The 23,226-nt window shown below is 72.8% G+C and carries 19 protein-coding genes; 9 read left to right on the top strand and 10 right to left on the bottom strand.

Features of this window, described 5'->3' with window-relative positions:
• The first annotated feature begins 4 nt into the window (after nucleotides 1-4).
• Nucleotides 5-1,942, top strand: coding sequence for a 2-oxoacid:acceptor oxidoreductase subunit alpha (locus AB0424_RS12185; RefSeq protein WP_366304460.1), 1,938 nt, complete (start codon nucleotides 5-7; stop codon nucleotides 1,940-1,942).
• Entirely contained in the window at nucleotides 1,935-2,996 is a 1,062-nt protein-coding gene (locus tag AB0424_RS12180) for a 2-oxoacid:ferredoxin oxidoreductase subunit beta (protein WP_366304459.1), read from the top strand. The genes AB0424_RS12185 and AB0424_RS12180 overlap by 8 nt, the downstream gene beginning before the upstream one ends.
• 56 nt (nucleotides 2,997-3,052) lie before the next feature.
• On the opposite strand, the gene AB0424_RS12175 is transcribed toward AB0424_RS12180, so the two are convergent.
• The 4 genes from AB0424_RS12175 to AB0424_RS12160 all read right to left on the bottom strand — a co-directional run bounded on the left by AB0424_RS12175 (nucleotide 3,053) and on the right by AB0424_RS12160 (nucleotide 8,821).
• Complete coding sequence (locus tag AB0424_RS12175; protein ID WP_366304458.1) at nucleotides 3,053-5,230, bottom strand: bifunctional serine/threonine-protein kinase/ABC transporter substrate-binding protein; 2,178 nt, start codon at nucleotides 5,228-5,230, stop codon at nucleotides 3,053-3,055.
• A 3-nt stretch (nucleotides 5,231-5,233) separates the two neighbouring features.
• On the bottom strand, nucleotides 5,234-7,471 hold the full coding sequence (locus AB0424_RS12170) for a bifunctional serine/threonine-protein kinase/ABC transporter substrate-binding protein (RefSeq protein ID WP_366304456.1): 2,238 nt from the start codon (nucleotides 7,469-7,471) through the stop codon (nucleotides 5,234-5,236).
• Complete coding sequence (locus AB0424_RS12165; protein WP_366304454.1) at nucleotides 7,468-8,313, bottom strand: hypothetical protein; 846 nt, start codon at nucleotides 8,311-8,313, stop codon at nucleotides 7,468-7,470. Before AB0424_RS12165 ends, AB0424_RS12170 begins: the two co-directional genes overlap by 4 nt.
• A gap of 85 nt (nucleotides 8,314-8,398) precedes the next feature.
• On the bottom strand, nucleotides 8,399-8,821 hold the full coding sequence (locus tag AB0424_RS12160; protein ID WP_366304453.1) for a helix-turn-helix domain-containing protein: 423 nt from the start codon (nucleotides 8,819-8,821) through the stop codon (nucleotides 8,399-8,401).
• Nucleotides 8,822-8,919: 98 nt separating this feature from the next.
• Here AB0424_RS12160 and AB0424_RS12155 point away from each other — a divergent pair, with 98 nt between their 5' ends.
• Together AB0424_RS12155 and rarD are read left to right on the top strand one after the other, a co-directional pair.
• Nucleotides 8,920-9,786 (top strand): SDR family oxidoreductase, encoded by an 867-nt coding sequence (locus tag AB0424_RS12155; protein ID WP_366304452.1) that lies wholly within the window; start codon nucleotides 8,920-8,922, stop codon nucleotides 9,784-9,786.
• 93 nt (nucleotides 9,787-9,879) lie between these two features.
• Entirely contained in the window at nucleotides 9,880-10,905 is a 1,026-nt protein-coding gene (gene rarD, locus AB0424_RS12150) for an EamA family transporter RarD (RefSeq protein ID WP_366304450.1), read from the top strand.
• A gap of 28 nt (nucleotides 10,906-10,933) precedes the next feature.
• Here rarD and AB0424_RS12145 read toward each other — a convergent pair whose 3' ends face one another.
• Nucleotides 10,934-11,254 carry a DUF6401 family natural product biosynthesis protein gene (locus AB0424_RS12145; protein WP_366304448.1) on the bottom strand — a complete coding sequence of 107 codons (321 nt, stop codon included), beginning with the start codon at nucleotides 11,252-11,254 and terminating at the stop codon, nucleotides 10,934-10,936.
• A gap of 140 nt (nucleotides 11,255-11,394) precedes the next feature.
• Between AB0424_RS12145 and AB0424_RS12140 the strand changes: the two genes are divergently transcribed.
• On the top strand, nucleotides 11,395-12,042 hold the full coding sequence (locus tag AB0424_RS12140) for a DUF4291 domain-containing protein (protein WP_366304446.1): 648 nt from the start codon (nucleotides 11,395-11,397) through the stop codon (nucleotides 12,040-12,042).
• Here AB0424_RS12140 and AB0424_RS12135 read toward each other — a convergent pair.
• Both AB0424_RS12135 and AB0424_RS12130 read right to left on the bottom strand, forming a co-directional pair.
• The gene (locus AB0424_RS12135) at nucleotides 11,985-12,638 is read right to left on the bottom strand and encodes an NAD(P)-binding domain-containing protein (RefSeq protein ID WP_366304445.1); all 654 of its coding nucleotides are present in this window, start codon (nucleotides 12,636-12,638) and stop codon (nucleotides 11,985-11,987) included. The two genes, AB0424_RS12140 and AB0424_RS12135, sit on opposite strands and share 58 nt — an antisense overlap.
• Before the next feature lie 128 nt (nucleotides 12,639-12,766).
• Nucleotides 12,767-13,354, bottom strand: coding sequence for an ABATE domain-containing protein (locus AB0424_RS12130; protein WP_366304777.1), 588 nt, complete (start codon nucleotides 13,352-13,354; stop codon nucleotides 12,767-12,769).
• A gap of 60 nt (nucleotides 13,355-13,414) precedes the next feature.
• Between AB0424_RS12130 and AB0424_RS12125 the strand changes: the two genes are divergently transcribed.
• Entirely contained in the window at nucleotides 13,415-13,882 is a 468-nt protein-coding gene (locus AB0424_RS12125) for a VOC family protein (protein ID WP_366304443.1), read from the top strand.
• Nucleotides 13,883-14,143: 261 nt separating this feature from the next.
• Nucleotides 14,144-15,451 (top strand): M28 family metallopeptidase, encoded by a 1,308-nt coding sequence (locus tag AB0424_RS12120; protein ID WP_366304441.1) that lies wholly within the window; start codon nucleotides 14,144-14,146, stop codon nucleotides 15,449-15,451.
• An 82-nt stretch (nucleotides 15,452-15,533) separates the two neighbouring features.
• Here AB0424_RS12120 and AB0424_RS12115 read toward each other — a convergent pair whose 3' ends face one another.
• Nucleotides 15,534-16,733 carry a sigma-E factor regulatory protein RseB domain-containing protein gene (locus AB0424_RS12115; protein WP_366304439.1) on the bottom strand — a complete coding sequence of 400 codons (1,200 nt, stop codon included), beginning with the start codon at nucleotides 16,731-16,733 and terminating at the stop codon, nucleotides 15,534-15,536.
• Nucleotides 16,734-16,885: 152 nt separating this feature from the next.
• On the bottom strand, nucleotides 16,886-17,896 hold the full coding sequence (locus AB0424_RS12110) for a polyprenyl synthetase family protein (protein WP_366304437.1): 1,011 nt from the start codon (nucleotides 17,894-17,896) through the stop codon (nucleotides 16,886-16,888).
• 166 nt (nucleotides 17,897-18,062) lie between these two features.
• Between AB0424_RS12110 and AB0424_RS12105 the strand changes: the two genes are divergently transcribed.
• Together AB0424_RS12105 and AB0424_RS12100 are read left to right on the top strand one after the other, a co-directional pair.
• Entirely contained in the window at nucleotides 18,063-19,568 is a 1,506-nt protein-coding gene (locus tag AB0424_RS12105) for a peptide MFS transporter (protein ID WP_366304435.1), read from the top strand.
• Between the two features lie 29 nt (nucleotides 19,569-19,597).
• Nucleotides 19,598-21,595 carry a CocE/NonD family hydrolase gene (locus tag AB0424_RS12100; RefSeq protein ID WP_366304434.1) on the top strand — a complete coding sequence of 666 codons (1,998 nt, stop codon included), beginning with the start codon at nucleotides 19,598-19,600 and terminating at the stop codon, nucleotides 21,593-21,595.
• Nucleotides 21,596-21,653: 58 nt separating this feature from the next.
• Here the strand turns inward: AB0424_RS12100 and AB0424_RS12095 are convergent, their stop codons facing one another.
• A complete protein-coding gene (locus AB0424_RS12095) occupies nucleotides 21,654-22,973 on the bottom strand; it encodes a peptidase (RefSeq protein ID WP_366304432.1) in 1,320 nt (439 codons plus the stop codon).
• Nucleotides 22,974-23,226: the final 253 nt, after the last annotated feature.

The following is a 23,226-nucleotide window of genomic DNA, read 5'->3' as shown; positions in this document are numbered from 1 at the left end:
TTCAGTGACCAGCCAGGTCAGTAGCGAGGCCGGTGAGGCCCTGCTCGGGGAGCAGCGCAGCGCCCCGGCGACGCCCCACCACGGCACCGAGAAGGAAGTGCGCCGTCTCGATCGGGTGATCATCCGCTTCGCGGGCGACTCCGGTGACGGCATGCAGCTCACGGGTGACCGGTTCACCTCGGAGACGGCGTCCTTCGGGAACGACCTCTCCACGCTGCCGAACTTCCCGGCCGAGATCCGGGCACCCGCAGGGACCCTGCCGGGCGTCTCGTCCTTCCAGCTGCACTTCGCCGACCACGACATCCTGACGCCGGGCGACGCCCCGAACGTGCTGGTCGCGATGAACCCCGCCGCGCTGAAGGCCAACATCGGCGACGTGCCGCGGGGCGGCGAGATCATCGTCAACACCGACGAGTTCGCCAAGCGCGCCATGGCCAAGGTCGGCTACGCGGCCTCGCCCCTGGAAGACGGCTCCCTGGACGCGTACCACGTCCATCCGGTGCCGCTGACGACCCTGACGGTCGAGGCGCTCAAGGACTTCGGTCTCTCCCGGAAGGAGGCCGAGCGGAGCAAGAACATGTTCGCGCTCGGGCTGCTCTCGTGGATGTACCACCGGCCGACCGAGGGCACCGAGGCGTTCCTGCGCCGGAAGTTCGCGAAGAACCCGCAGATCGCCGAGGCCAACGTGGCCGCCTTCCGGGCCGGCTGGAACTTCGGCGAGACCACCGAGGACTTCGCCGTCTCCTACGAGGTCGCCCCGGCGACCCGGGCCTTCCCCACCGGCACGTACCGCAACATCTCGGGGAACCTCGCCCTCTCCTACGGGCTGATCGCCGCCGGCCGGCAGGCGGACCTGCCGCTCTACCTCGGCTCGTACCCCATCACCCCGGCCTCGGACATCCTCCACGAGCTGTCCCGGCACAAGAACTTCGGCGTCCGCACCTTCCAGGCCGAGGACGAGATCGCCGGCATCGGCGCCGCGCTCGGCGCGGCCTTCGGCGGCTCGCTCGCCGTGACGACCACCTCGGGCCCCGGCGTGGCGCTCAAGAGCGAGACGATCGGCCTCGCGGTCTCCCTGGAGCTGCCGCTGCTCGTCGTCGACATCCAGCGCGGCGGGCCCTCCACCGGCCTGCCCACCAAGACCGAGCAGGCCGACCTCCTCCAGGCCATGTACGGCCGCAACGGCGAGGCCCCGGTGCCGGTGGTGGCCCCGAAGACCCCCGCCGACTGCTTCGACGCCGCCCTGGAGGCGGCCCGGATCGCGCTCACCTACCGCACCCCGGTCTTCCTCCTCTCCGACGGCTACCTCGCCAACGGCTCCGAGCCCTGGCGCATCCCGGACGTCGAGGAGCTCCCCGACCTGCGGACGCTGTTCGCCACCGGCCCGAACCACACGCTCGACGACGGCACCGAGGTCTTCTGGCCGTACAAGCGCGACCCCGAGACCCTCGCCCGCCCCTGGGCCGTGCCCGGCACCCCCGGCCTCGAACACCGCATCGGCGGCATCGAGAAGCAGGACGGCACCGGCAACATCTCGTACGACCCGGCCAACCACGAGTTCATGGTCCGCACCCGGCAGGCCAAGATCGACGGCATCGACGTCCCCGACCTGGAGGTCGACGACCCGGACGGCGCGAGCACCCTCGTCCTCGGCTGGGGCTCCACCTACGGGCCGATCACGGCGGCCGTCCGCCGCCTCAGAGCCGCCGGCAAGCCCGTCGCCCAGGCCCATCTGCGCCACCTCAACCCCTTCCCGAGGAACCTCGGCGAGGTCCTGAAGCGGTACGAGAAGGTCGTCGTCCCGGAGATGAACCTCGGCCAGCTCGCCACCCTCGTCCGGGCGAAGTACCTCGTCGACGCCCGCAGCCACACCCAGGTCAACGGCATGCCGTTCAAGGCCGAGCAGCTCGCGGCCGTCCTCAAGGAGGCCATCGATGCCTGAGCCCACGGAGACCCTGCTCAGCCTGGTCCCCAAGGCCGAGGCGCAGCAGACCATGAAGGACTTCAAGTCCGACCAGGAGGTCCGCTGGTGTCCCGGCTGCGGTGACTACGCCGTCCTCGCCGCCGTCCAGGGCTTCATGCCCGAACTCGGCCTGGCGAAGGAGAACATCGTCTTCGTCTCCGGCATCGGCTGCTCCTCCCGCTTCCCGTACTACATGAACACCTACGGGATGCACTCCATCCACGGCCGCGCCCCGGCCATCGCCACCGGCCTCGCGACCTCCCGCCGCGACCTCTCCGTCTGGGTCGTCACCGGCGACGGCGACGCCCTCTCCATCGGCGGCAACCACCTCATCCACGCGCTCCGCCGCAACGTGAACCTCAAGATCCTGCTCTTCAACAACCGGATCTACGGCCTCACCAAGGGCCAGTACTCGCCCACCTCCGAGGTCGGCAAGATCACCAAGTCCACCCCGATGGGCTCCCTCGACGCACCCTTCAACCCGGTGTCGCTGGCGCTCGGCGCGGAGGCGTCCTTCGTCGCCCGGACCGTCGACTCCGACCGCAAGCACCTCACCGAGGTCCTGCGCCAGGCAGCCGCCCACGACGGGACCGCGCTCGTCGAGATCTACCAGAACTGCAACATCTTCAACGACGGCGCCTTCGAGGTCCTCAAGGACAAGGACCAGGCCCAGGAGGCGGTCATCCGCCTCGAACACGGCCGGCCCATCCGCTTCGGCACGGACGACGCCAAGGGCGTCGTCCGCGACCCGGTGACCGGCGACCTCCAGGTCGTCACCGTCACCCCGGAGAACGAGGCGCGCGTCCTCGTCCACGACGCCCACGCCGCCACGCCCACGACGGCGTTCGCCCTCTCCCGGCTCGCCGACCCCGACACCCTCCACCAGACGCCCATCGGCGTCTTCCGGTCCGTCGGACGCCCGGTCTACGACACGCTGATGGCCGATCAGCTGGAGACCGCCGTGGAGCAGTACGGCAAGGGCGACCTGGGCCAGCTCCTCACGGGCAACGACACGTGGACGGTCGTCGGCTAGGCCGCCCACCCCGTACGACCTCGGGGGCCCGGTCCGCGGCGCGGACCGGGCCCCTCTCACGTGCCCTTCACCGCCGCCTCGTCGAACTTGCCGAGGAAGCGCGGCACTCCGCCCTTCACCTGCCAGAGGAAGAGGCCGGCGAGGGCGATGGGCTTGCTCGCGTCCGTCAGGTGCGTGTACTTCCTGACCAGACCTTGGTACGGCTTCTGCACGAAGCCGTTGCGGACGCCCGTCGCGACCGCCTCGGCGTTGTTGCCGGCCGCCAGGCGCAGCGCCTGGAGCGCCCAGTTGGCGAGGTCGTACGCCTCGGTCGCGAACCGGTCCACCGGGGTCGTGCCGGCGAGGCCCCAGCGCTTCCGGTACGCGGCGGCGAACGCCCGGGCCGCCGTGAGTCCGTCGGGATCGACGTACCCCGTGCCGAAGTACCAGCCTTCGCCGGCCTGGCCCGCGACGGTCAGGAACTCCGGCTGGAGCGCGTGCTCGACGCTCCCGCAGGGTCCCCGGTATCCCTGGTCGCGCAGGGCGCGGGCGCACAGGGCGGCCCGGCGCGGCGAGGCCCCCGCGAACAGGACGCCCTGGGGGTCGGTCGCGAGGGCGGCGCGTACGGCGGGGCCGAAGTCCTCGCCGTCCGCCTCCACGGGATGCGAGGTCACCTTCGCGCCCTTCTCCGTCGACGGCGGGTACTCCTTCAGGTTCCTCACGAGCATCCAGCTGTACTCTCCGGCGGCCCGGTCCTCCACGATGGCGATCCGGAGGGCGTCGTGCTCGGCAAGGTAGCGGGCGAAGGGGATGGCCATCATCAGCTGACGGGTCCGCGGCTGGAAGTAGGTGGCCTTGGTCTCCTGACCGTTGATCTGCGTGCTCGGGACGTCGGCGACGACGCTGGCCAACGGCATCGCCTGGAGCACGAGTTCATTGGCCGCGGCCACCGCGGTCGGATTCGTCGTCGGCCCGAGGACGCCCACCAGCCGGGGGTCCTTGAGCAGCGCCGCCGCGGCGGCCTTCGCCCGCGCCGGGCTCCCCCCGTCGTCCTCGACCCGGAGCCGCACGTCGAAGGGCCGGTCGGCGCGGGCGTTGAACTCCTCCACGGCCAGCCGGATGCCGCGCTCCTGCCCCCGCCCGTCCGACTTGGTGGGGCCGCTCAGGTCGGTGAGGACGCCGACCGTGTAGGAGGCGAGGGGGCCGCCGGTGGCGCCCGTGCCCGCGCCGCCCGGTGAGCGGGTGAGGAGCCAGGCGGTGAGGCCGCCGGCGCCCGCGACGGCGGCGGCGGAGCCGACCATGAGGAACCGGCGGCGGGAGACGCCCGGGGCCGGTTCCTCGCCGGTGAGCAGGGTCGGTTCGGCGACGGGCAGGTCGAGAACGCGGGTGGAGCGCTGGGCGATCAGCGCGGGCAGGCCGGGCGGCAGCCAGTCGCCCGCGGGCCCGTCGGCCGCGCCCAGGGCCGCCTGTACCTCGGCGGCCGTGGGCCGGTCCGCCGGGTCCTTGGCGAGGCAGGCGGTGACCAGGGGCAGGAGGGTGTCGGGCACGTCGTCGAGGTCGGGTTCCTCGTGGACGGTGCGGTAGACGACGGCCGCCACCGCGCCCGCGCCGAAGGGCCGTTCGCCGGTGAGCGCGTACGCGAGGACGCAGCCCAGCGAGAAGACGTCGCTGGCCGGGCCGACCTCGCCCGCCCCGGCGACACGGGCCTGTTCCGGGGCGAGGAAGCCGGGGGTGCCGATCATCGCGTCGGTGGCGGTCAGGGCGGTCGCGCCGGCGGAGCGGGCGATGCCGAAGTCGATGAGCCGGGGCCCGTCGAGGGCGAGGAGGACATTGCCCGGCTTGACGTCGCGGTGGACGAGCCCCGCCTCGTGCATGTCGACGAGGGCGGAGGCGAGCCGCGCGCCCAGGGCCCGGACCGTCGGCTCGGGGAGGGCGCCGTGCAGGGCGACGGCCTCGGCGAGCGAGGGGCCGGGCACGTACTCGGTGGCGAGCCACGGTTCGCGGGCCTCGGGGTCGGCGCCGAGGACGCGGACGACCCAGCGGCCGGTGATGCGCTCGGCGGCGCGGGCCTCACGGCGGAACCGCTCCCGGAATCCGGGGTCGGCGGCGTGCTCGGCGCGGATGAGCTTGAGCGCGGCGAGCGTCCCGCCGGCGGCACGGGCGAGGAAGACCACGCCCATGCCGCCGGCGCCGAGCCGCCCGAGGAGGCGGTAGCCGGCGATCGTGGACGGGTCGGCCTTGCGCAGCGGCTGCACGGGTCACGCCTTCTTGTCGTTCTCGGGCTTGTTCGGCAGCAGGGGCGCGGAGCCGATCGGCTTGTACGCGCCGTTCTGCACCGCGAAGACGAAGGTGCCTCCGAGCCCCAGGTCGCCGAACTCGTTGAAGTGGTATCCGCCCATCACACCGGTGTACTTCTGCTTGCGCAGCGCGGCCCACAGGCCCTTGCGGGCGGGCTTGCCGCCCCCCTTCGCCTGGGCGGTCAGCTGCTGGATCGTCATGGAGACGACGTCGTACGACTCGCCCGCGTAGTACGCGGGGGCCGCGCCGAACCGCTTGCGGTGGGCGGCGACGAAGGCCGCGGCAGGCTTCTGCGCGGTGGGGTCGGCGACGGGCGCGCACACGAACCAGCCCTCGGCGGCGGCTCCGGCCTGCTGGAGGAAGTCCTGGCCGAAGACGGCCTGGCCGGTGAACCTGGGTCCGGTGAAGCCGAGCGCCACGAGGGCGCGGGCGGCGTGGACGGCGGTCTCGGTGACTCCGCAGTGGACGTACGCGTCCATGCCGGCGTCGATCATCTCGCCGAGCACGCGGCGGTACGTGGCGGCGTCGGCGTGAGCGGGGACGACCCGGAAGTGCGGGGCGATGCCGGCCTGACCGAAGCCGAAGCGCACGCCACCGGTGACCTGCCAGCTGTAGTGGTCCTCGGTCCGGTCCTCCAGGACCCCGGGCCGGCGGACCTGGGGCAGCAGGGTGGCGGCGAAGGAGAGATGGGTGCCCGCGCTGATGTGGTTGGGGATGGCCCGCAGGAACGTCTCGTTGGGCGTGGTGCCCGCGCGCAGGGTGAGCAGGTTGTATCCCGCCGAGACCGTGATCAGCGGGATGCCGGACTCCTCGAAGGCGGGCATCACGGCCTGGGCGACGGCGTCGCTGGTGGGGCCGAGGACGGCGAGGACCCCGGGGTCGGTGGTGAGCGTCTTGGCGGCCCCCAGGGCCCGGGGGGCGTCGCCGCGGTCGTCGACGACCTTGAGGGCGAGCGTGAAGGGCTTGTCCTTGCGGGCGTTGAACTGTTCGACGGCCAGGCGTGCGCCGCGCTCCTGGGCCTGGCCGATCTCCTTGGCGGGGCCGGACAGGTCGGCGAGGACACCGATCGTCCAGGCGGTCCGGGGCGGGGTGGCCTTCTTGCCGCCGCCCTTCGCGTCGTCCTCGTCGTCGCCGAGCCCCGCCCAGAGGGCCGCCGCGCCGCCGCCCGCGGCCAGCACGGCGGCGCCGGAGGCGAGCAGCAGGAAGCCGCGTCTGTTCTTCTTCGCGTCGGCCGGGACGGTGGTGCCGCCGGCCTCGGTGACGTCGATCTCAGGGAGGGCGAGCATCCGGGCCGAGCGTTCGGCGATGGTCCGGACGACGGGGGCGGGCAGCCATTCGGCGCCGTCGCCGGGCTTGTCCTCGACGAGCCGGACGCCGATCCCGGCCGCGGTGGGCCGTCCGGCGGGGTCCTTGGCGAGGCAGGCGCGGACCAGGTCGAGCAGTCCTTCGGGGACGCCGGTGAGGTCGGGTTCGTCGTGGACGGTCCGGTACATCAGGGCGTCCACGGCGCCGGTGCCGAACGGGGGCCGTCCGGTCGCCGCGTAGGCGAGGAGGCAGCCGAGGGCGAAGACGTCGGCGGGCGGGCCGATGGCGTCGGTACGGGCCTCGGCCTGCTCGGGGGCGAGGAAGCCAGGGGTGCCGACGACCATGTCGGTGGCGGTGAGCGCGGTCTCGCCGGTGGCGCGGGCGATGCCGAAGTCGATGAGGCGGGGTCCGTCGACGGCGAGCAGGACGTTGCCGGGCTTGACGTCGCGGTGGACGAGTCCGGCCGCGTGCACGGCGGCGAGGGCGCGGGCGACGGACCAGCCGAGGAGGCGGACGCTGCGCTCGGGCAGCGGGCCGTGCGCGGTGACGGCCTCGCCCAGGGACGGACCGGCGACGAAGGCGGTGGCCATCCACGGTTCCGGGGCGTCCGGGTCGGCGCCGGTGACGGGGACGGCCCAGGGGCTGGAGACCCGGCGGGCGGCCTCGACCTCGCGGCGGAAGCGGGCCCGGAAGTCGGGCTGGTCGGCCTGGTCGGCGTGGGTGACCTTGACGGCGGCGAGCTCGCCCGCGGCGGTGCGGCCGAGGTAGACCACGCCCATGCCGCCGGCGCCGAGGCGGCCGAGGAGCCGGTAGCCCGCGATCGCCGACGGGTCGGACGGCAGCAGCGGCTGGAGGGCGCCGGGCTCGGGACGGGGCTGCGGAGGGGTGCTCACGACTGGACCTCCAGCTCGCGCTGGGCGCGGTCGAGCATGGTGACGAGGGCCTGGACCTGCGCCTGGGACGTGCCGACGTGCTCGGCGTCGCTGAGCTCCTGGTAGCCGGGGGCGCCCTTGACGACGGTGGCGACGGTGACCTGGCCGAGCCGGGACTGGTACCAGCTGTAGGGCTGCTTCCCCTTCACGGCGTCGTTGAGGTAGTAGCCGCCCTCGCGGATGGAGTCGTGGGCGGTGGTGTTGCCGCCGACGCCGAAGGGGTTGCCGAGCGACATGAGGCCGGTGATGCTCTCGCCGTCGCGGAGTTTCTGGTCGGGGCAGTTCAGCGCCTCTTCGAGGGTCGAGGCCATCTCCCAGTCGGCGTCGGACTCGGTGCGGTGGATGGTGACGGTGGCGGCGACCCGCAGGACGCCCTTGCCTCCGACGGCGGGGAGTTCGGCGTAGGCGGTGACGCTGGCGAGGACGCCGGCGGGCCTGGCGCCGGTCTCCCAGGAGCAGTTGGCGCCGAGGACGGGCCAGTAGTCCGGGTTGCTGAGGTACGGGGTGCGCTTGACGTAGCCGGCGGCCCAGTCGTCGGGTCCGGCGACGACGGCGAGGGCGAGGCGGCGTGCCTCGGCCTCGGTCTTGGGCGCGCGCTTCGGGTCCGGGGTGAACTCCAGGGCGGTGGGGGTGGATGCCGGGGCGGTGGTCGACGCCTTGGCGGTTCCCGTCGTCGCGCTCGTACTCCCCTTGCCGTCGGGTCTCTTCCCGTCGTCGTCCCCGCCGGCGCACCCGGTGGCCATCAGCCCGCCCACCAGTACGGCGCAGCAGGCGCGCAGCAGTCTTCGGTCCCCGTACGTCACAGCTCCCCCTACGGTCCCTCACGGTTTCCCCCGAACGTGAGCAGATCGTACGGTGCGGCGCGGACAACTCGCCCGGGCTACAACGTCATTGGGACGAACCGGTAGCGGTCTCGCGACGCAGTGCGTCGTAGCGTTCGCGGGCGGCGGTGACCTCGGGGACGCGCTGGTCGGTCCAGCGGGCGAGCTCCCGGACGCGGCGGGCGGCCTCCTCGCCGAGGGGGGTGAGGGAGTAGTCGACGCGGGGCGGGATGACGGGCTTGGCGTCGCGGTGGACGAAGCCGTCGCGCTCCAGGGTCTGGAGGGTCTGGGTGAGCATCTTCTCGCTGACGCGGCCGACGTGCCGGCGGAGCTCGCTGAAGCGGTAGGAGCGCTCGTGGAGGGCGATGAGGATGAGGACCCCCCAGCGGCTGGTGACGTGCTCCAGGACGAGGCGGGCGGGGCACATGGCGCCGTCGACGTCGGCCAGCAGGCTCTTCGGCGGGTTCGTCGCTTCCTCACTTACTCCCATACCAGTACCTTACTTCAAAGTGGGTACTTACGAAAGGTTAGCGCCCGACGTACGGTGAGTGCATCGCCCACCGCACCCCCTCGGGAAGAGGAAGCATCATGAGCATCGTCGTCACCGGAGCCACCGGCCAGCTGGGCCGTCTCGTCATCGACGCCCTCCTCGCCACCGTCCCCGCCGGGACCGTCGCCGCCGTCGTCCGGAACAAGGAGAAGGCGGCCGACCTGGCCGAGCGCGGCGTCGAGCTGCGGATCGCCGACTACGGCAGGCCGGAGACGCTGGCGGAGGTCTTCGAGGCCGGCGACCGGGTGCTGCTGATCTCGGGCAGCGAGGTCGGGCAGCGCGTGGCGCAGCACGGCGCCGTGATCGACGCGGCCCGGGCGGCGGGGGTGGCCCAGCTCGCGTACACCGGCGTCCTCGGCGGCGACGACGCCGACTTCGACCTGGCGGCCGAGCACAAGGAGACCGAGCGGCTGATCCTCGCCTCGGGCCTGCCGCACACCTTCCTCCGCAACGGCTGGTACACGGAGAACTACACCGCCAACCTCGCCCCGGTCCTGGCGCACGGCGCCGTCGTCGCCAACGCCGGCGACGGCCGGATCGCCTCCGCGAGCCGCGCCGACTACGCCGCCGCCGCGGCCGCCGTCCTGACCGGACCGGCCGAGGAGCACCTGAACAGGGCGTACGAGCTGAGCGGCGACACCGCGTGGTCGCTCGCCGAGTACGCGGCCGAGGTCGCGGCGCAGTCCGGCCGGGAGATCGTCTACAGCGACGTCCCCGCCGAGGCCCACCTCGCGATCCTCACCGGCGCCGGAGTCCCGCAGGTCTTCGCCGAGATCCTGGTCGACGTCGACCGGGCCGTCCGGCACGGCGCGCTCGCCCTGCAGACCGGCGATCTGGCCCGCCTCATCGGCCGCCCCACCACCCCGATCGCCGTGACGATCAAGGAAGCGCTGGCCTCCGCGTAACGGGGTCATGACCGTATCGCGGTACGGGCATGACAACCCGCCCCGTGCGGCGCTACCTTCGACAGGACAGCGCGGCGCGGGGCAGGAGGTCCGGTGAAGACGGATGACGAAGGAAGAGCAGGCTTGCTCTACGGGATCGGCGCCTACGGGATGTGGGGCCTGGTCCCGCTCTTCTGGCCGCTCCTGAAGCCCGCGGGCGCGGTCGAGATCCTCGCCCACCGGATGGTGTGGTCCCTGGTCGTCGTCGGCGTGGCCCTGCTCGCGCTCCGCCGCTGGGGCTGGATACGCGAGCTGGTGCGCAGTCCGCGCAAGCTCGGCATGATCACGGTCGCCGCCACCGTCATCACGGTGAACTGGGGCCTGTACATCTGGTCCGTGAACACGGGGCACGTCGTCGAGGCGTCCCTCGGCTACTTCATCAACCCCCTCGTCACCATCGCCCTCGGGGTCCTCGTCCTCAAGGAACGGCTCCGCCCCGCGCAGTGGGCGGCCGTCGGCGTCGGCTTCGCCGCCGTCCTGGTCCTCGCGATCGGGTACGGGCAGCCGCCGTGGATCTCGCTCACCCTCGCGTTCTCCTTCGCCGTCTACGGCCTGGTGAAGAAGAAGGTCAACCTCGGCGGCCTGGAGTCCCTCGCCGCGGAGACCGCCGTCCAGTTCCTGCCCGCCCTGGCCTACCTGGTCTGGCTCGGCACCCAGGGCACCCTGGCCTTCGGCACCGAGGGAGCCGGCCACACCGCCCTCCTCGCCGCCACCGGTGTCGTCACGGCCGTCCCGCTGATCTGCTTCGGCGCGGCCGCCATCCGCGTACCGCTGTCGACGCTGGGCCTGCTCCAGTACCTGGCGCCGACCTTCCAGTTCCTCCTCGGGGTCGTCTACTTCCACGAGGCGATGCCGGCCGAGCGCTGGGCGGGCTTCTCGCTCGTCTGGCTGGCACTGACGCTGCTCACCTGGGACGCCCTGCGCACCGGCCGGCGGAGCAGGGCCGAGATCGAGGCGGCGAAGGCCGCGGCGGCCGCCGACGCCCCGCCCGCGGCACCGGCCGACGGCGACACCCCGCCCTCCACGCCGGCCGACGCCGACATCGCGGCCTCCCCGCCGCCGGCCCGGGCCGGCGGCTGACCCCGGGCCGGCGACGGAGGGTCGGCCCTCAGCCGGCCAGCAGGTCGTGCTCGCGGATCAGCCAGCAGACCGCCGTCAGCCGGAGGGTGGCGAAGTCGTGGCCGGCCGGCTCGGTCCACTCGACCTCGGAGAGCCGGTCGGTGAACCCGAGGACGTAGTCGGCGAGCTCCTCGCGCCGCGGGGCCGGGTTCGGCCGGCCGCGGCGGGGCGCCGGGACGAGCGCCTCGCGCACCGCCGCGGCGTGCTGGTCGACGGCGGCCACGAGCCCCGGCGCGGAGGCGAACTCCGCGAGCCGGGGCATGTACGTGGCGGCGACGCCGATCAGCGGGCAGCCGGGCGAATCGTTCATCCCCCCACATTAGGCCCGTACGGGGGCGCCCCGGCCGTGACGTCGGTCGCAGTCGGAGGGCCCCCGGCCCGAGCTCCGGAGTGCCCGAAGGCCCGGAAATCCGGTGGCCCCGCGTGGCCGCCGCCGAGCACCCTGGGCCCATGGAAGAGCCGACGTACCGGATCCGGGCGCTCCACACCCCGGACACCGTCACCGTCTACCAGGCGTACCCGCCCGCGATCGGGCTGCCCGCGGCCCGGGACGGGCGCTTTCCGGCCGCCTGGAAGCGGGACCGGATGACGTGGGTCAAGCCGTCGTTCCTGTGGATGATGTACCGCTCCGGCTGGGGGGCGAAGGAGGGCCAGGAGACCGTCCTCGCCGTGGAGATCGCCCGTGAGGGCTTCGAGTGGGCGCTGCGGAACGCCTGCCTCTCGCACTACGTCCACGGGTTCCACCCCGACCGGGACGGCTGGCGGCGACGGCTGCGCGAGGCCCCGGCCCGGGTCCAGTGGGATCCCGAGCGCGACCTCCGCCTGCGGCCGCTGCCGTACCGGTCGCTCCAGCTGGGCCTCTCGGGCGAGGCGTCCCGCGCGTACGCGGACGAGTGGACCGTCGGCGTCACCGACGTGACCGCGCTCGCCCACGAGGTCCACGGCCTCGTCCGGGCCGGTGAGCCGGAGGCCGCGGGCCGGCTGTTGCCCCGCGAGGAGCCGTACCCGACCCCCGACGGCCTCCTGGGCCACCTGGTCGTTCAGGAACCGGCGACGGAGACGGCGAGGTTGAAGTCGCCGGTGCCGAGCACCCCGTAGAGGCGCAGCCACAGCTGCATGAGCTGCTCGGTGGCGCGGGCGCTGGACAGGTCGCCGAGGTCGACGATCCGGTCGGCCGGCCAGCCGAAGGAGCCGAGCAGACCGGCGACGACGGCCTTCGCGGCCTCGTCGTCGCCGCTGAGGAACACGTTGTGGGCGCCGGGGACCCGGTCCGGGTCGACCATGACCGTGTTGGTCATGGTGTTGAGCGTCTTGACGACGCGGGTGTCGGGGAACGCCCGCTGGAGCTGCTCGGCGAGGCTGCCGCCCTCGGGGGTGACCACCTTGGGCGGGAAGCCCTCCGAGAAGTCGAGCGCGTTGGACACGTCGACGAGGACCTTGCCGCGCAGGTTGTCCGCGCCCGCGGCCTGCAGGACGGCGAGGGAGACGAGCCCGCCTGTCGCGTTGACCACCAGCTCGGCGGGGGCCGCGGCGTCGGCGAACGTGCCGTGTCCGCCGCCGTGCTCCTCGGCCCACTTCACGGCCTCGGCGTTGTCCGCGGTGCGGGAGCCCATGGTGACCTCGTGCCCGAGCGAGGCCAGCTTGGTGGCGAGGCGACGGCCGACCTCACCCGTTCCCAGTACGGCGATGTGCATGGGCGTGCGCTCCTTCGGGGCGGCGGGGACCGGAGGTCCGGGAGCCCGACCCTACGGCCTGCGGGGCGCGGCGGACGTCCCGTTCCGTCCCGGGACGGCGCCTGCCACCCGTACGCCGTCCCGGCCCCTCAGCCTTCCTCCTGCGCGGGGGTGCGGGCGCGGTGCGCCCGGACCTTGTGCCGGTTGCCGCACCGGTCCATCGAGCACCAACGGCGGCGCCCGGGGCGGGAGGTGTCGACGAAGAGCAGGGCGCAGTCGTCGGCGCCGCAGGTCCTGACGCGGTCGGCCCAGGCCCCGGTGAACAGCTCGACCGCGTCGCGGGCGACCGTCGCCAGGAGGCCGGTACCGGTGGCGCCGGGGGCCCAGGCGCGGGTGCCGTCGGCGGCGACGAGGGCGGCCAACGGGGTTCCGGCGGCGGCCGTGTTGAGGACCTCCAGGGGACCGGGCGGCAGGGCCCTCCCCTCGGCGCGGGCGAGCGCCAGGTCCCAGAGCGCGTCCCGGGTGTCCCGTACGGCGGCCAGCTCGGCGTCCGTGACCGTGACGGCGAGGCCGGGCGGCAGCCGGCAGTCGCGCACCCAGTCGTGGAGACCCTCGACGCGGTCGAGGGTCTCGTACTGGGAGGCGACGGGGCCGCGGCCGCCGGTGAGCAGCAGCTCCAGGCAGAGCGCGCCGGCGTCGAACCGGAAGCTCTGGCCGTGGCGGGGCCGGAGGGTCATTCCGGCGGATCGGGTGGTTCCGGTGGCGGACTCGGTCACGTAACCACTATAACGAGTTACATGACAGCGATCCATTGGAAGCTTGTGCTCGACGCCGCCGACCCGCACGCCCAGGCCACCTTCTGGGCGGCCGCGCTCGGCTACCTGGAGGAGGACCACGACCCGCAGATCCGTCGCCTCCTGGACCTGGGGGCGGCCCCCGCCGAGGCGACCGTCACCCTCCACGAGGGCACCGACCGGGCCCGTCTCGCCTGGCGCGACCTGGCCGCCGTCCGCCACCCGGACGACCCCCACGACCCGGTGACCGGCGGGGGCCTGGGCCGCCGCCTGCTCATCCAGCGCGTTCCCGAGCCGAAGACCACCAAGAACCGCCTCCACCTGGACCTGCACCCCGAGGCGGGCACCCGCGACGCGGAGGTCGACCGTCTGGGGGCCCTCGGCGCCACGGTCCTGCGCCGCGTCGACGAGCCCTCCGGCTCCTGGGTCGTCATGGCCGACCCCGAGGGCAACGAGTTCTGCGTGCACTGAGCGAACAGGGGGGGCAGGGGCACGGACGGAACAAGAGGGAAGAGGGAGGGGGGTACGGAGAGGTGCGTCCGGTGAGCGAACGGGGCTGACCGGTTTCCGCTCTTGACGCGGAGTCAAAATCTCGCTGAACATTCAGCACGCACAACAGCACAACTGAACACCGCACATGCACTCGCACAGCTCCAGCGCCTCGTGGCACCCAAGCCCGAGGCGTCTCGCACGTTCCGTCCCATCCCCGTTCGGAATCCGGAGCCCCCACAGATGAACATCTCCGTGCCCAGACGCATCACCGCGGCCGCCGCCCTCGCGGCGCTCGCGCTCGGCGGACTCACCGGCACCGCCTCCGCCGGTTCGCAGGCCGCCGCGGCCGCGCCCGACATCTCGCTGGCCAACGTCAAGCAGCACTTGACGGACCTCCAGTCGATCGCCACCTCCAACGGCGGCAACCGCGCCCACGGCCGTACCGGCTACAAGGCGTCGATCGACTTCGTGAAGGCCAAGCTGGACGCCGCCGGCTACACCACCACCCTGCAGACCTTCACCTCCAGCGGCGCCACCGGCTACAACCTGATAGCCGACTGGCCGGGCGGAGACCCGAACCAGGTCCTGATGGCCGGTTCGCACCTCGACTCGGTCACCTCGGGCCCCGGGATCAACGACAACGGCTCCGGCTCCGCCGCCGTCCTGGAGACGGCCCTGGCCGTCTCCCGTGCCGGCTACCAGCCCACCAAGCACCTGCGCTTCGGCTGGTGGGGCGCGGAGGAGCTCGGTCTCATCGGCTCGAAGTACTACGTCAACAACCTGCCGAGCACCGAGCGTTCGAAGGTCAAGGGCTACCTGAACTTCGACATGATCGGCTCGCCGAACCCGGGATACTTCGTCTACGACGACGACCCCACCATCGAGAAGACGTTCAAGGACTACTTCGCCGGTCTCGGCATCGCCACGGAGATCGAGACGGAGGGCGACGGCCGCTCCGACCACGCCCCGTTCAAGAACGTCGGCATCCCGGTCGGCGGCCTCTTCACCGGCGCCGACTACACCAAGACGGCGGCCCAGGCCCAGAAGTGGGGCGGCACCTCCGGTCAGGCGTTCGACCGCTGCTACCACTCGTCCTGCGACACGACGGCGAACATCAACGACACCGCCCTCGACCGCAACAGCGACGCCATCGCCCACGCGATCTGGACGCTCTCCGGGGCCACCACGCCGCCCACCGGCACGGTCTTCGAGAACACCGCGGACGTGACCATCCCGGACTCCCCCGGAGCCGCGGTGACCTCCTCGGTGACCGTCTCCGGCGTCACCGGCAACGCCCCGAGCAACCTCGCCGTCGGCGTGGACATCATCCACACCTACCGCGGTGACCTCGTGGTCGACCTGATCGCCCCCGACGGCTCGGTCTACAGCCTGAGCAACCGCTCCGGCGGCAGCGCCGACAACATCCAGCAGACCTTCACCGTCAACGCCTCCAGCGAGGTCGCCAACGGCGTCTGGAAGCTGCGCGCCCAGGACAAGGCCGGCGCCGACACCGGTTACATCAACGGCTTCAAGCTGACGTTCCCGTAGGGCCCGAGAGAACTCCCGGGTGGGTCGGTGACCATCGCCCCCGACCCGCCCGGGGTCCCAACCCGGCCGCGGCCGGACGCCGTCACTTCGCGGCGTCGGCCGCCTTCACCAGCGCGTCCTTCGTCACCGCGCCGACGTAGACCTTGCCGTCGTCGGTGAGGAGCGCGTTCACCAGCTTCGTCTTGAAGACGGTGCCCGAGCCGAACGTGCCGGTGACCTTGTCGCCGAAGGAGTCCAGGAAGCCCTGGAGCTCCTTCGGCGCCTCGTCCGTCTTCGGGGCCGGAGCACCCGTGTCGAAGGACGCGATCGCCGTCCAGCCCTCGCCGATCACCTTCGGTCCGGTGCCGCCGCCCGCGAGGTCCCCGAGGCCGCCGAAGCCCTTCCCGAGGCCGCCGAGACCGTCCTCGAAGCCCTCCGGCAGGTCGTCGCCGGACCCCTTCGGTCCCTTCTCCGCGGCGCCCTCGGTCACCTTCGCGCCCTTCGGCGCCTCGAAGGTGAACTCCGAGGCCGCCGGCCGGCCGAAGTCGACCTTCGTGAAGCCCGCGTCGACGACCGGCTTGCCGCCCTCGACCGAGGAGAGGGTGAACTTCAGCGGGGTGCCGGTGGACGCGTCGACCGCGATCTTCACCGACTCGACCGTCGAACCGGCCTGCTTCGGCTTGATCACCAGCTGGTACGCGTCCCGGCCGGCCACCTTCGCCGTGCCGCCGACGGTGATCGACGTGGTGTCGCCGGCCGCCTTCAGGACCTCGTCCGCGAGTTCCTTGGGCGTGCCCGGGAGCTCCTTGTCCGCCTCGGGGGCGCCGGCCGCGCCCTTCTCGTGGAAGACCTCGTTCGACTTGCTGTCGTAGCCCCAGACGTCGTCGCCGTTGTGGATCAGGCTGTACTCGTCGGAGCCGTCGAGCAGGGTGAGCCGCTGGCGCTCGGGGCCGTCGGCCGCCACGCGCAGCGTGTGGGTGCCCGAGACGAGCTCGGTGAGCTTCTCCGACGGGTCCGCGGAGGCGGAGCCCGAGCCGCCGCCCAGGCCGGACGCCAGGCCGCCGAGGGCCGGCAGCCCCAGGTCGGTGGAGATCCGGAAGGTGCCGGACAGGGTCTGGGTGTCCGACGCGGCGACCTTCTCGATGAGCTGCTGGGCCGTGATCTCGGGCAGGTCCGGGTCACCGGACGCCGCGAGCGCCGGGACGAGGCCGATGGTCGCCGCGGCCACTCCGGCCACCGCGACCGGGACGACGTACCGGCTCGCCTTGCGACGGGTCTCGCTACGGGCTTCGTTCGCTGCCATGGTCTCCGCTACCTCCGTGCGCCCTGTGTGGTCGATGTACCCATCTGACCAAAGCGGGCGCCGGAAGGCGTCAGCCCCCGGGATCAACTCGCGTACTGCTGCGGGATGACCCGCCGGCGCGGCGGCCTCGCCCGCGCGGCGTACGGGACCCCTCAGCCCGCGCGGTGGACCACCGCGTCGCAGAGCTCGCCCAGGGCCGACTTCGCGTACCCGTCGGGCAGCGGCGCCAGCATGGCGCGCGCCTCCTCCGCGTACCGCACGGTGTCCCGGCGGGCCTGCTCCAGGGCCGGGTGGACGCGCAGCCGGCGCAGGACCTCGGCGTGCCGGTCGTCGTCGGTGAGGTCGCCGTCGACGAGGGCGACGAGCTCGACGTCCTCGGGGCGGCCGTGGGCGGCGGCCGCGGCCCGCAGGTGCAGCACGGGCAGGGTCGGGATGCCCTCGCGCAGGTCGGTGCCGGGGGTCTTGCCGGACTCGTGGGAGTCGGAGGCGATGTCGAGGACGTCGTCGGCGAGCTGGAAGGCGACGCCGAGCCGCTCGCCGTACTGGGTGAGGGTGTCGACGACGCTCTCGTCGGCGCCGGCCATCATGGCGCCGAAGCGGCAGGAGACGGCGACGAGGGAGCCGGTCTTGCCGCCGAGGACGTCGAGGTAGTGGTCGACGGGGTCCCGGCCGTCGGTCGGTCCCGCCGTCTCCAGGATCTGGCCGGTCACCAGGCGTTCGAACGCCTCGGACTGGATCCGAACGGCCTCGGGGCCGAGGTCCGCCAGCGTGTGCGAGGCACGGGCGAAGAGGAAGTCACCCGTGAGGACGGCGATCGAGTTGCCCCAACGGGTGTTGGCGCTGTCGACACCGCGCCGCACGTCGGCCTCGTCCATGACGTCGTCGTGGTAGAGCGTGGCCAGGTGGGTCAGCTCGACGACCACGGCGGAGGGCACGACGCCCGGCGCGTAGGGGTCGCCGAACTGGGCGGCGAGCATCACGAGCAGGGGACGGAAACGCTTGCCACCGGCGAGGACCAGGTGCTGCGCGGCCTCGGTGATGAAGGGGACATCGCTCTTGGTGGCGTCCAGGAGGCCCGCCTCCACAGCCGCCAAACCGGTCTGGACATCGGCCTCAAGAGCCTGGTCCCGCACGCTAAGACCGAACGGCCCGACGACGGTCACGAGGGGGTCTCCTGTCTGCTGACGCCTGCTGACGATCACATGGATTGTCGATGTGTCGCTGGATGCACTCCAGCCAGCGTATCCGGTCACCTTTCGATCACCGTGGGCGCCTTCCCGTCACCCCCGGTATGTTCGTGATCAGCTGATACGACCAGGAGTAGCCGTTTTGTCCCGAACAACGATCGACACCGACCCGAACGGCGAGCAGCCGCCCCCCGAGGACGACCACGCCTTCCTCGGCCACCCGCGGGGCCTGCTGACCCTGTCCGGCCTGGAGGTCTGGGAGCGGTTCTCGTTCCTGGGCATGCAGGCCATCCTCGTCCTGTACTTCGCCGCCGCCGTCGCCGACGGCGGCCTCGGCATGGACCCCGGCAACGCCGCCTCGGTGGCCGCCGCCTACGGCACCCTGGTCTACCTCGTCTCGGTCGCCGGCGGCTGGCTCGCCGACCGCATCCTCGGCTCCTACCGGGCCGTCCTGTGGGGCGGCATCCTGATCGCCTGCGGCCACTACGCCATGGCGGTGCCGACGGCCGCCATGACCTGGGTGGGCCTCGGCCTGATCAGCGCCGGCACCGGCCTGCTCAAGCCGAACGTGGCGACCATGGTCGGCAAGCTCTACCGCACCGACGACGACCGCCGCGACGCCGGATTCGCCCTCTACTACATGGCGATCAACATCGGCGCCTTCGCCGGCCCGCTGATCACCGGCTGGCTCGCCGACCACCAGGGCTACCACTGGGGCTTCTCGGCCGCCGCGCTCGGCATGACCCTCGGCCTCATCCAGTACGTCGCCGGCCGCCGTCACCTGGCCGGACGCAAGCACTCCGCCGAGTTCGCCCTCGCCCCGGACGCCATGCGCCGGGCCGTCCGGACGATCGTCGTCGGCGCCGTCGTGGTGGCCGTCGCCGCCACCGGGCTCGCCCTCGCGGGCTGGCTCACCCTGGACCGGTTCGTGGACGTGCTCACCGTGATCTCGGTGATCGCCCCCGTCGTCTACTTCTGGGTGATGTTCACCAGTCCCCGGGTGACGGCCGAGGAGCGCGGCCGCCTCAAGCCGTACATCGTGCTCTTCCTGGCCTCGGTGGTCTTCAACTTCATCCTCTTCCAGGCGTACTCGACGATGATCCTGCTCGCGTCCACCAACGCCCGCACGACCATCCTCGGCTTCGACTTCCCGGCGAGCTGGTACGCCTCCGCGCTGGGCGCCTTCGAGGTCCTCCTCGCCCCCGTGGTGGCCGGCGTCTGGGCCCGGATGGGACACCGGCAGCCGCACGCCTCCAACAAGATCGCGTTCGGGGTGATCCTCGGCGGCCTGTCGTTCCTCCTGATGGTGCTGCCGACCTCGGGCCACGCCGACGACAGCTACCGGATGGCCGCCTGGTGGATCGTCGGCTCGTACCTGCTGCTCGGCCTCGGCGACGTCCTCCTGGAGACCTCCGGGATGTCCGCCACCAGCAAGCTCGCCCCCAAGGCGTTCTCCAGCCAGACGATGTCGCTCTGGTTCCTCTCCCTCGCGCTCGCCAACGGCATCCAGGCGCAGACCGTGAAGCTCTACGACGACGTCTCCAAGCCCGTCTACTTCGGCGTGAACGGCGCCGTGGCCGTCGCCGTCGGCCTCGTCGTGATCGCCCTGGCGCCCTGGCTGCGCCGCACCATGCACCCCGTCCACTGAGGCCGCCCGAGGTACACGAGGTAACCGCGATGAAGATCCGCACCGACTTCCCGTACGAGACCCGCCACGAGGACGTCCGCATCCCCCTGCCGGACGGCACCAGGCTGTACGCGCGCGTCTGGCGGCCCGTCACCGACGAGCCCGTGCCGGCGCTCCTGGAGTACCTGCCGTACCGGCTCACCGACTGGACGGCGCCCCGCGACCACCAGCGCCACCCCTGGTACGCGGGACACGGCTACGCCTCCGTGCGGGTCGACGTCCGCGGCCACGGCAACAGCGAGGGCCTGCCGGGCGACGAGTACGACGCGGTCGAGCTCGCCGACGGCGTGGCGGTGGTGAACTGGCTCGCCGAGCAGGAGTGGTGCACCGGCAAGGTCGGCATGTTCGGCATCTCCTGGGGCGGCTTCAACTCGCTCCAGATCGCCGCCCTCGCCCCCGAGCCGCTCAAGGCGGTCGTCACCGTCTGCTCCACCGACGACCGGTACGACAACGACGTCCACTACATGGGCGGCTCGGTCCTCGGCGTCGACATGCACGCCTGGGCGGCCACCATGCTCGCCTTCGCCGCCCGCCCGCCGGACCCCGCCCACGTCGGCGACGAGTGGCGCGGGATGTGGCTGCGGCGCCTGGAGGCCGTGGAGCCCCTCATCCACACCTGGCTCGCCCACCAGACCCGCGACGCGTACTGGAAGCACGGCAGCGTCTGCGAGGACTACGGGGCCGTCCGCGCCGCCGTCCTCGCCGTCGGCGGCTGGCACGACCCCTACCGCGACACCGTCCTGCGGCTCGTCCGGCACCTCCCCCAGGACCGGGTGCGGGGGATCATCGGCCCCTGGTCCCACCAGTACCCGGACCGCGGACTGCCGCCGGGCCCCGCCATCGGCTTCCTCCAGGAGACCCTGCGCTGGTGGGACCACCACCTCAAGGGCGTCGAGAACGACGTGATGGCCGAACCGCTGCTGCGCTCCTGGATCAGCGAGACGCACCCGCCGGCCACCGTCTACGAGGAGCTGCCCGGCCGCTGGGTCGCCGACCCGTCCTGGCCCTCCCCGCACGTCACCCCCGTCACGTACGGCTTCCAGGGCGAGCCCGTGGTCGTCGACTCGCCGCAGCAGACCGGGCTCGACGCGGGCCGCTTCTTCCCCTTCGGCAACGACGCCGACCTCCCTCCCGACCAGCGCGAGGAGGACGCCCACTCGGCGTGCTTCGACTTCCCCGTGCCCGACGACGGCGGACCCATCGAGATCCTGGGCCGGCCGTCGGTCAGCCTCGCCCTGCGGAGCGCCGCGCCCACCGGGCAGGTGATCGCCCGGCTCTGCGACATCGCCCCGGACGGCTCCTCCACCCTCGTCACCCGCGGCGCGCTCAACTTCTCCGCCCGCTACGGCCGCGACCGGGCCGTGGAGGCGCAGATCGGCGAGACGGAGAGCTTCGACTTCGAGCTGAACGCCATCGGGCACACCTTCCCGCCCGGTCACCGGGTCCGCCTCGCGGTCTCCTCCACGTACTGGCCGTGGATCTGGCCCCAGCCCGACGCGGCGGGCTTCACCCTCGACCCGGCGGGCTCGCACCTCACCCTGCCGGTGCGCGCCCCCACCGAGGACGCCGTGGAGTGGGAGGAGCCGGAGCAGTCCGCGCCGCTCGGCGTCGTCTACCCGAGCACCCTGGAGGAGCCCCGCCCGGAGCGGGTGGTGGTCCGGGACGTCGCCAAGGGCGAGTGGCGGCTGGACGTCGACCCGAAGTACGGCGGCACGCGCGTGTACCCCGACGGCCTGGAGTTCACCGAGGACGCCGTGGAGACGTACACGATCGACGAGAGCGGGCCGCTGTCCGCCCGGACCCGCTCGGAGTGGTCGATCCGGCTGCACCGGCCCGAACTCGCCTGGGACTGCACCGTCGACACCCGCTCGGAGATCTCCTGCGACGCGGACGCCTTCTTCACCCGGAACGAGGTGGTGTGCAAGGAGGGCGGCGAGGTCCTCTTCCACCGCACCTGGGAGGAGCGGATCGTCCGCACGGCGGGCTGAGGACGCGCGAAGGCGCCCGCGCCCCCGGCGGGGGGGGTGCGGGCGCCTCCGTGTCGGATCAGGCGCTGGCGCCGGCCTTGCGGCGGCGGGCGACGACCATCGCGCCGGCGCCCAGGGCGACGGCCCCGGCGGCGGCGAGGCCCAGCGGCAGGGTGTCGTTCGCACCGGTGGCGGCGAGCGTGCCGGTCACGGGGGTGTTCGACGAGCCGCCCTGCTGGGTGGTGTTCGTGGTGCCCGTCGTCGGGGCGGGAGTGGCGGTGGTCTCCGACGGGGCCGGCGTCGGCTTGCCGCCCTTGTCGGCCGCCTTGATGACGAAGTCGACGTCGGGGTAGTCGTCGCTCATGCCGCACGAGCCGTCGTTGTTCTCGTACTCGGCGTAGGCAAAGGCGACACCCCGGCCGGCGGGCGCGTCGGCGGCGACCGTCAGCCGCAGCTTCACGTCGTACGAGGCGCCCTTGGCGAGCCTGCCGACATCGACGGACTCGTACTTGTCGGTGAACGGCGTCCACTCCAGGACGTCGGGGGACGACCACTCGATCGGGATGAGACGGCCCTGGAGGGCGGTCTCGTCGTCGATCTCCTCGCCCGGGTCCGGGAGGCGCACGGCGTTCGCGAAGGCGTCGACGACGTCCAGGGCGTGGTCGGACGTGTTGGTGAGGCGCAGCGAGAAGACGGCCGGCTTGCCCGCGGTGAGCGTCTTCGGGCCGCTCAGGGTCAGCTTGAGGGCGTCGTCGACCTTGCACTCCCCCTCGATCTCCTCGGCGATCTCCAGGGCTTCCTTGGCCTCGTCGAGGTCGCGCTTGGCGGCCTTCTCGACCTTCTGCGCGAGGCCGAGCACGTGGAACGCGGCGACGTTCGCGTCCTCCACCGCCTTCTGGGCCTCCTTGGCCTTGGCGTCGGCCGCGGTCTTCGCGGCGGCGGCCTCGTCGGCGGTCTTCTTCGCGGCGGTGACGGCGTCGGCGGCGGCCTTCTTCTCCTCGTCCGTCGCGGTCTCGGGCAGCTTCGTCACGGCCTCCTCGGCCTTGGCGAGCGCCTCGTCGGCGGCGGTCTTCGCGGCGGCGGCCGCCTCGGCGGTCTGCCGGGCGGTCGAGAGCGCGGCCCTCAGCGGGTGGTCGGCCTTGTCCAGGGCCTCGATGGCGGCCTCGGCCTCGGCGACCTCGGCCACGGCCTCGTCGTACGCCTTCCGGGCCGCGGCGACGGCGGCCTTGAGCTCCTCGACGGACGGCATGTCGTCCTCGTCGTCCTCGTGGGAGGAGGGCTTCTGGGACTGCGGCGCGGCCGGCTTGGTGTCGGCGAAGGCGGGAGCGGCCGAGAGGAACACCACCGGCGTGGTCACGGCGGCGGCCACGGCGGTCGCGAGTATGCGGCGGATCTTCACGTTGCGGACCTTTTCCTGGTCAGAGAAAGAGTGCGAAGTGTGGGGGCGGGCGGTTGCTGCGGGGGGCTTCACGCGGCGCCGCGCCACCGCGATCGTAAAGCGCGGCGGTCTCCCCCGGCGCCCTGTTTCCGCAGCTCACGGCCGGGTTCGGAGCACGTCTCGCGCGCATACGGGACATACGAGGGCAGTTGCTCACGGAGGCCGCGGTTTCTGTGTGATCCATGTCATCAGCGCCCGGCGGCCCGGCCCGTAA

Origin of the sequence: Streptomyces sp. NPDC051180 (assembly GCF_040689545.1) — a bacterium.
Lineage (GTDB): Bacteria > Actinomycetota > Actinomycetes > Streptomycetales > Streptomycetaceae > Streptomyces.
Note: the sequence above shows the minus strand (reverse complement) of the source record. Positions and strands in the feature narration are given on the sequence as shown.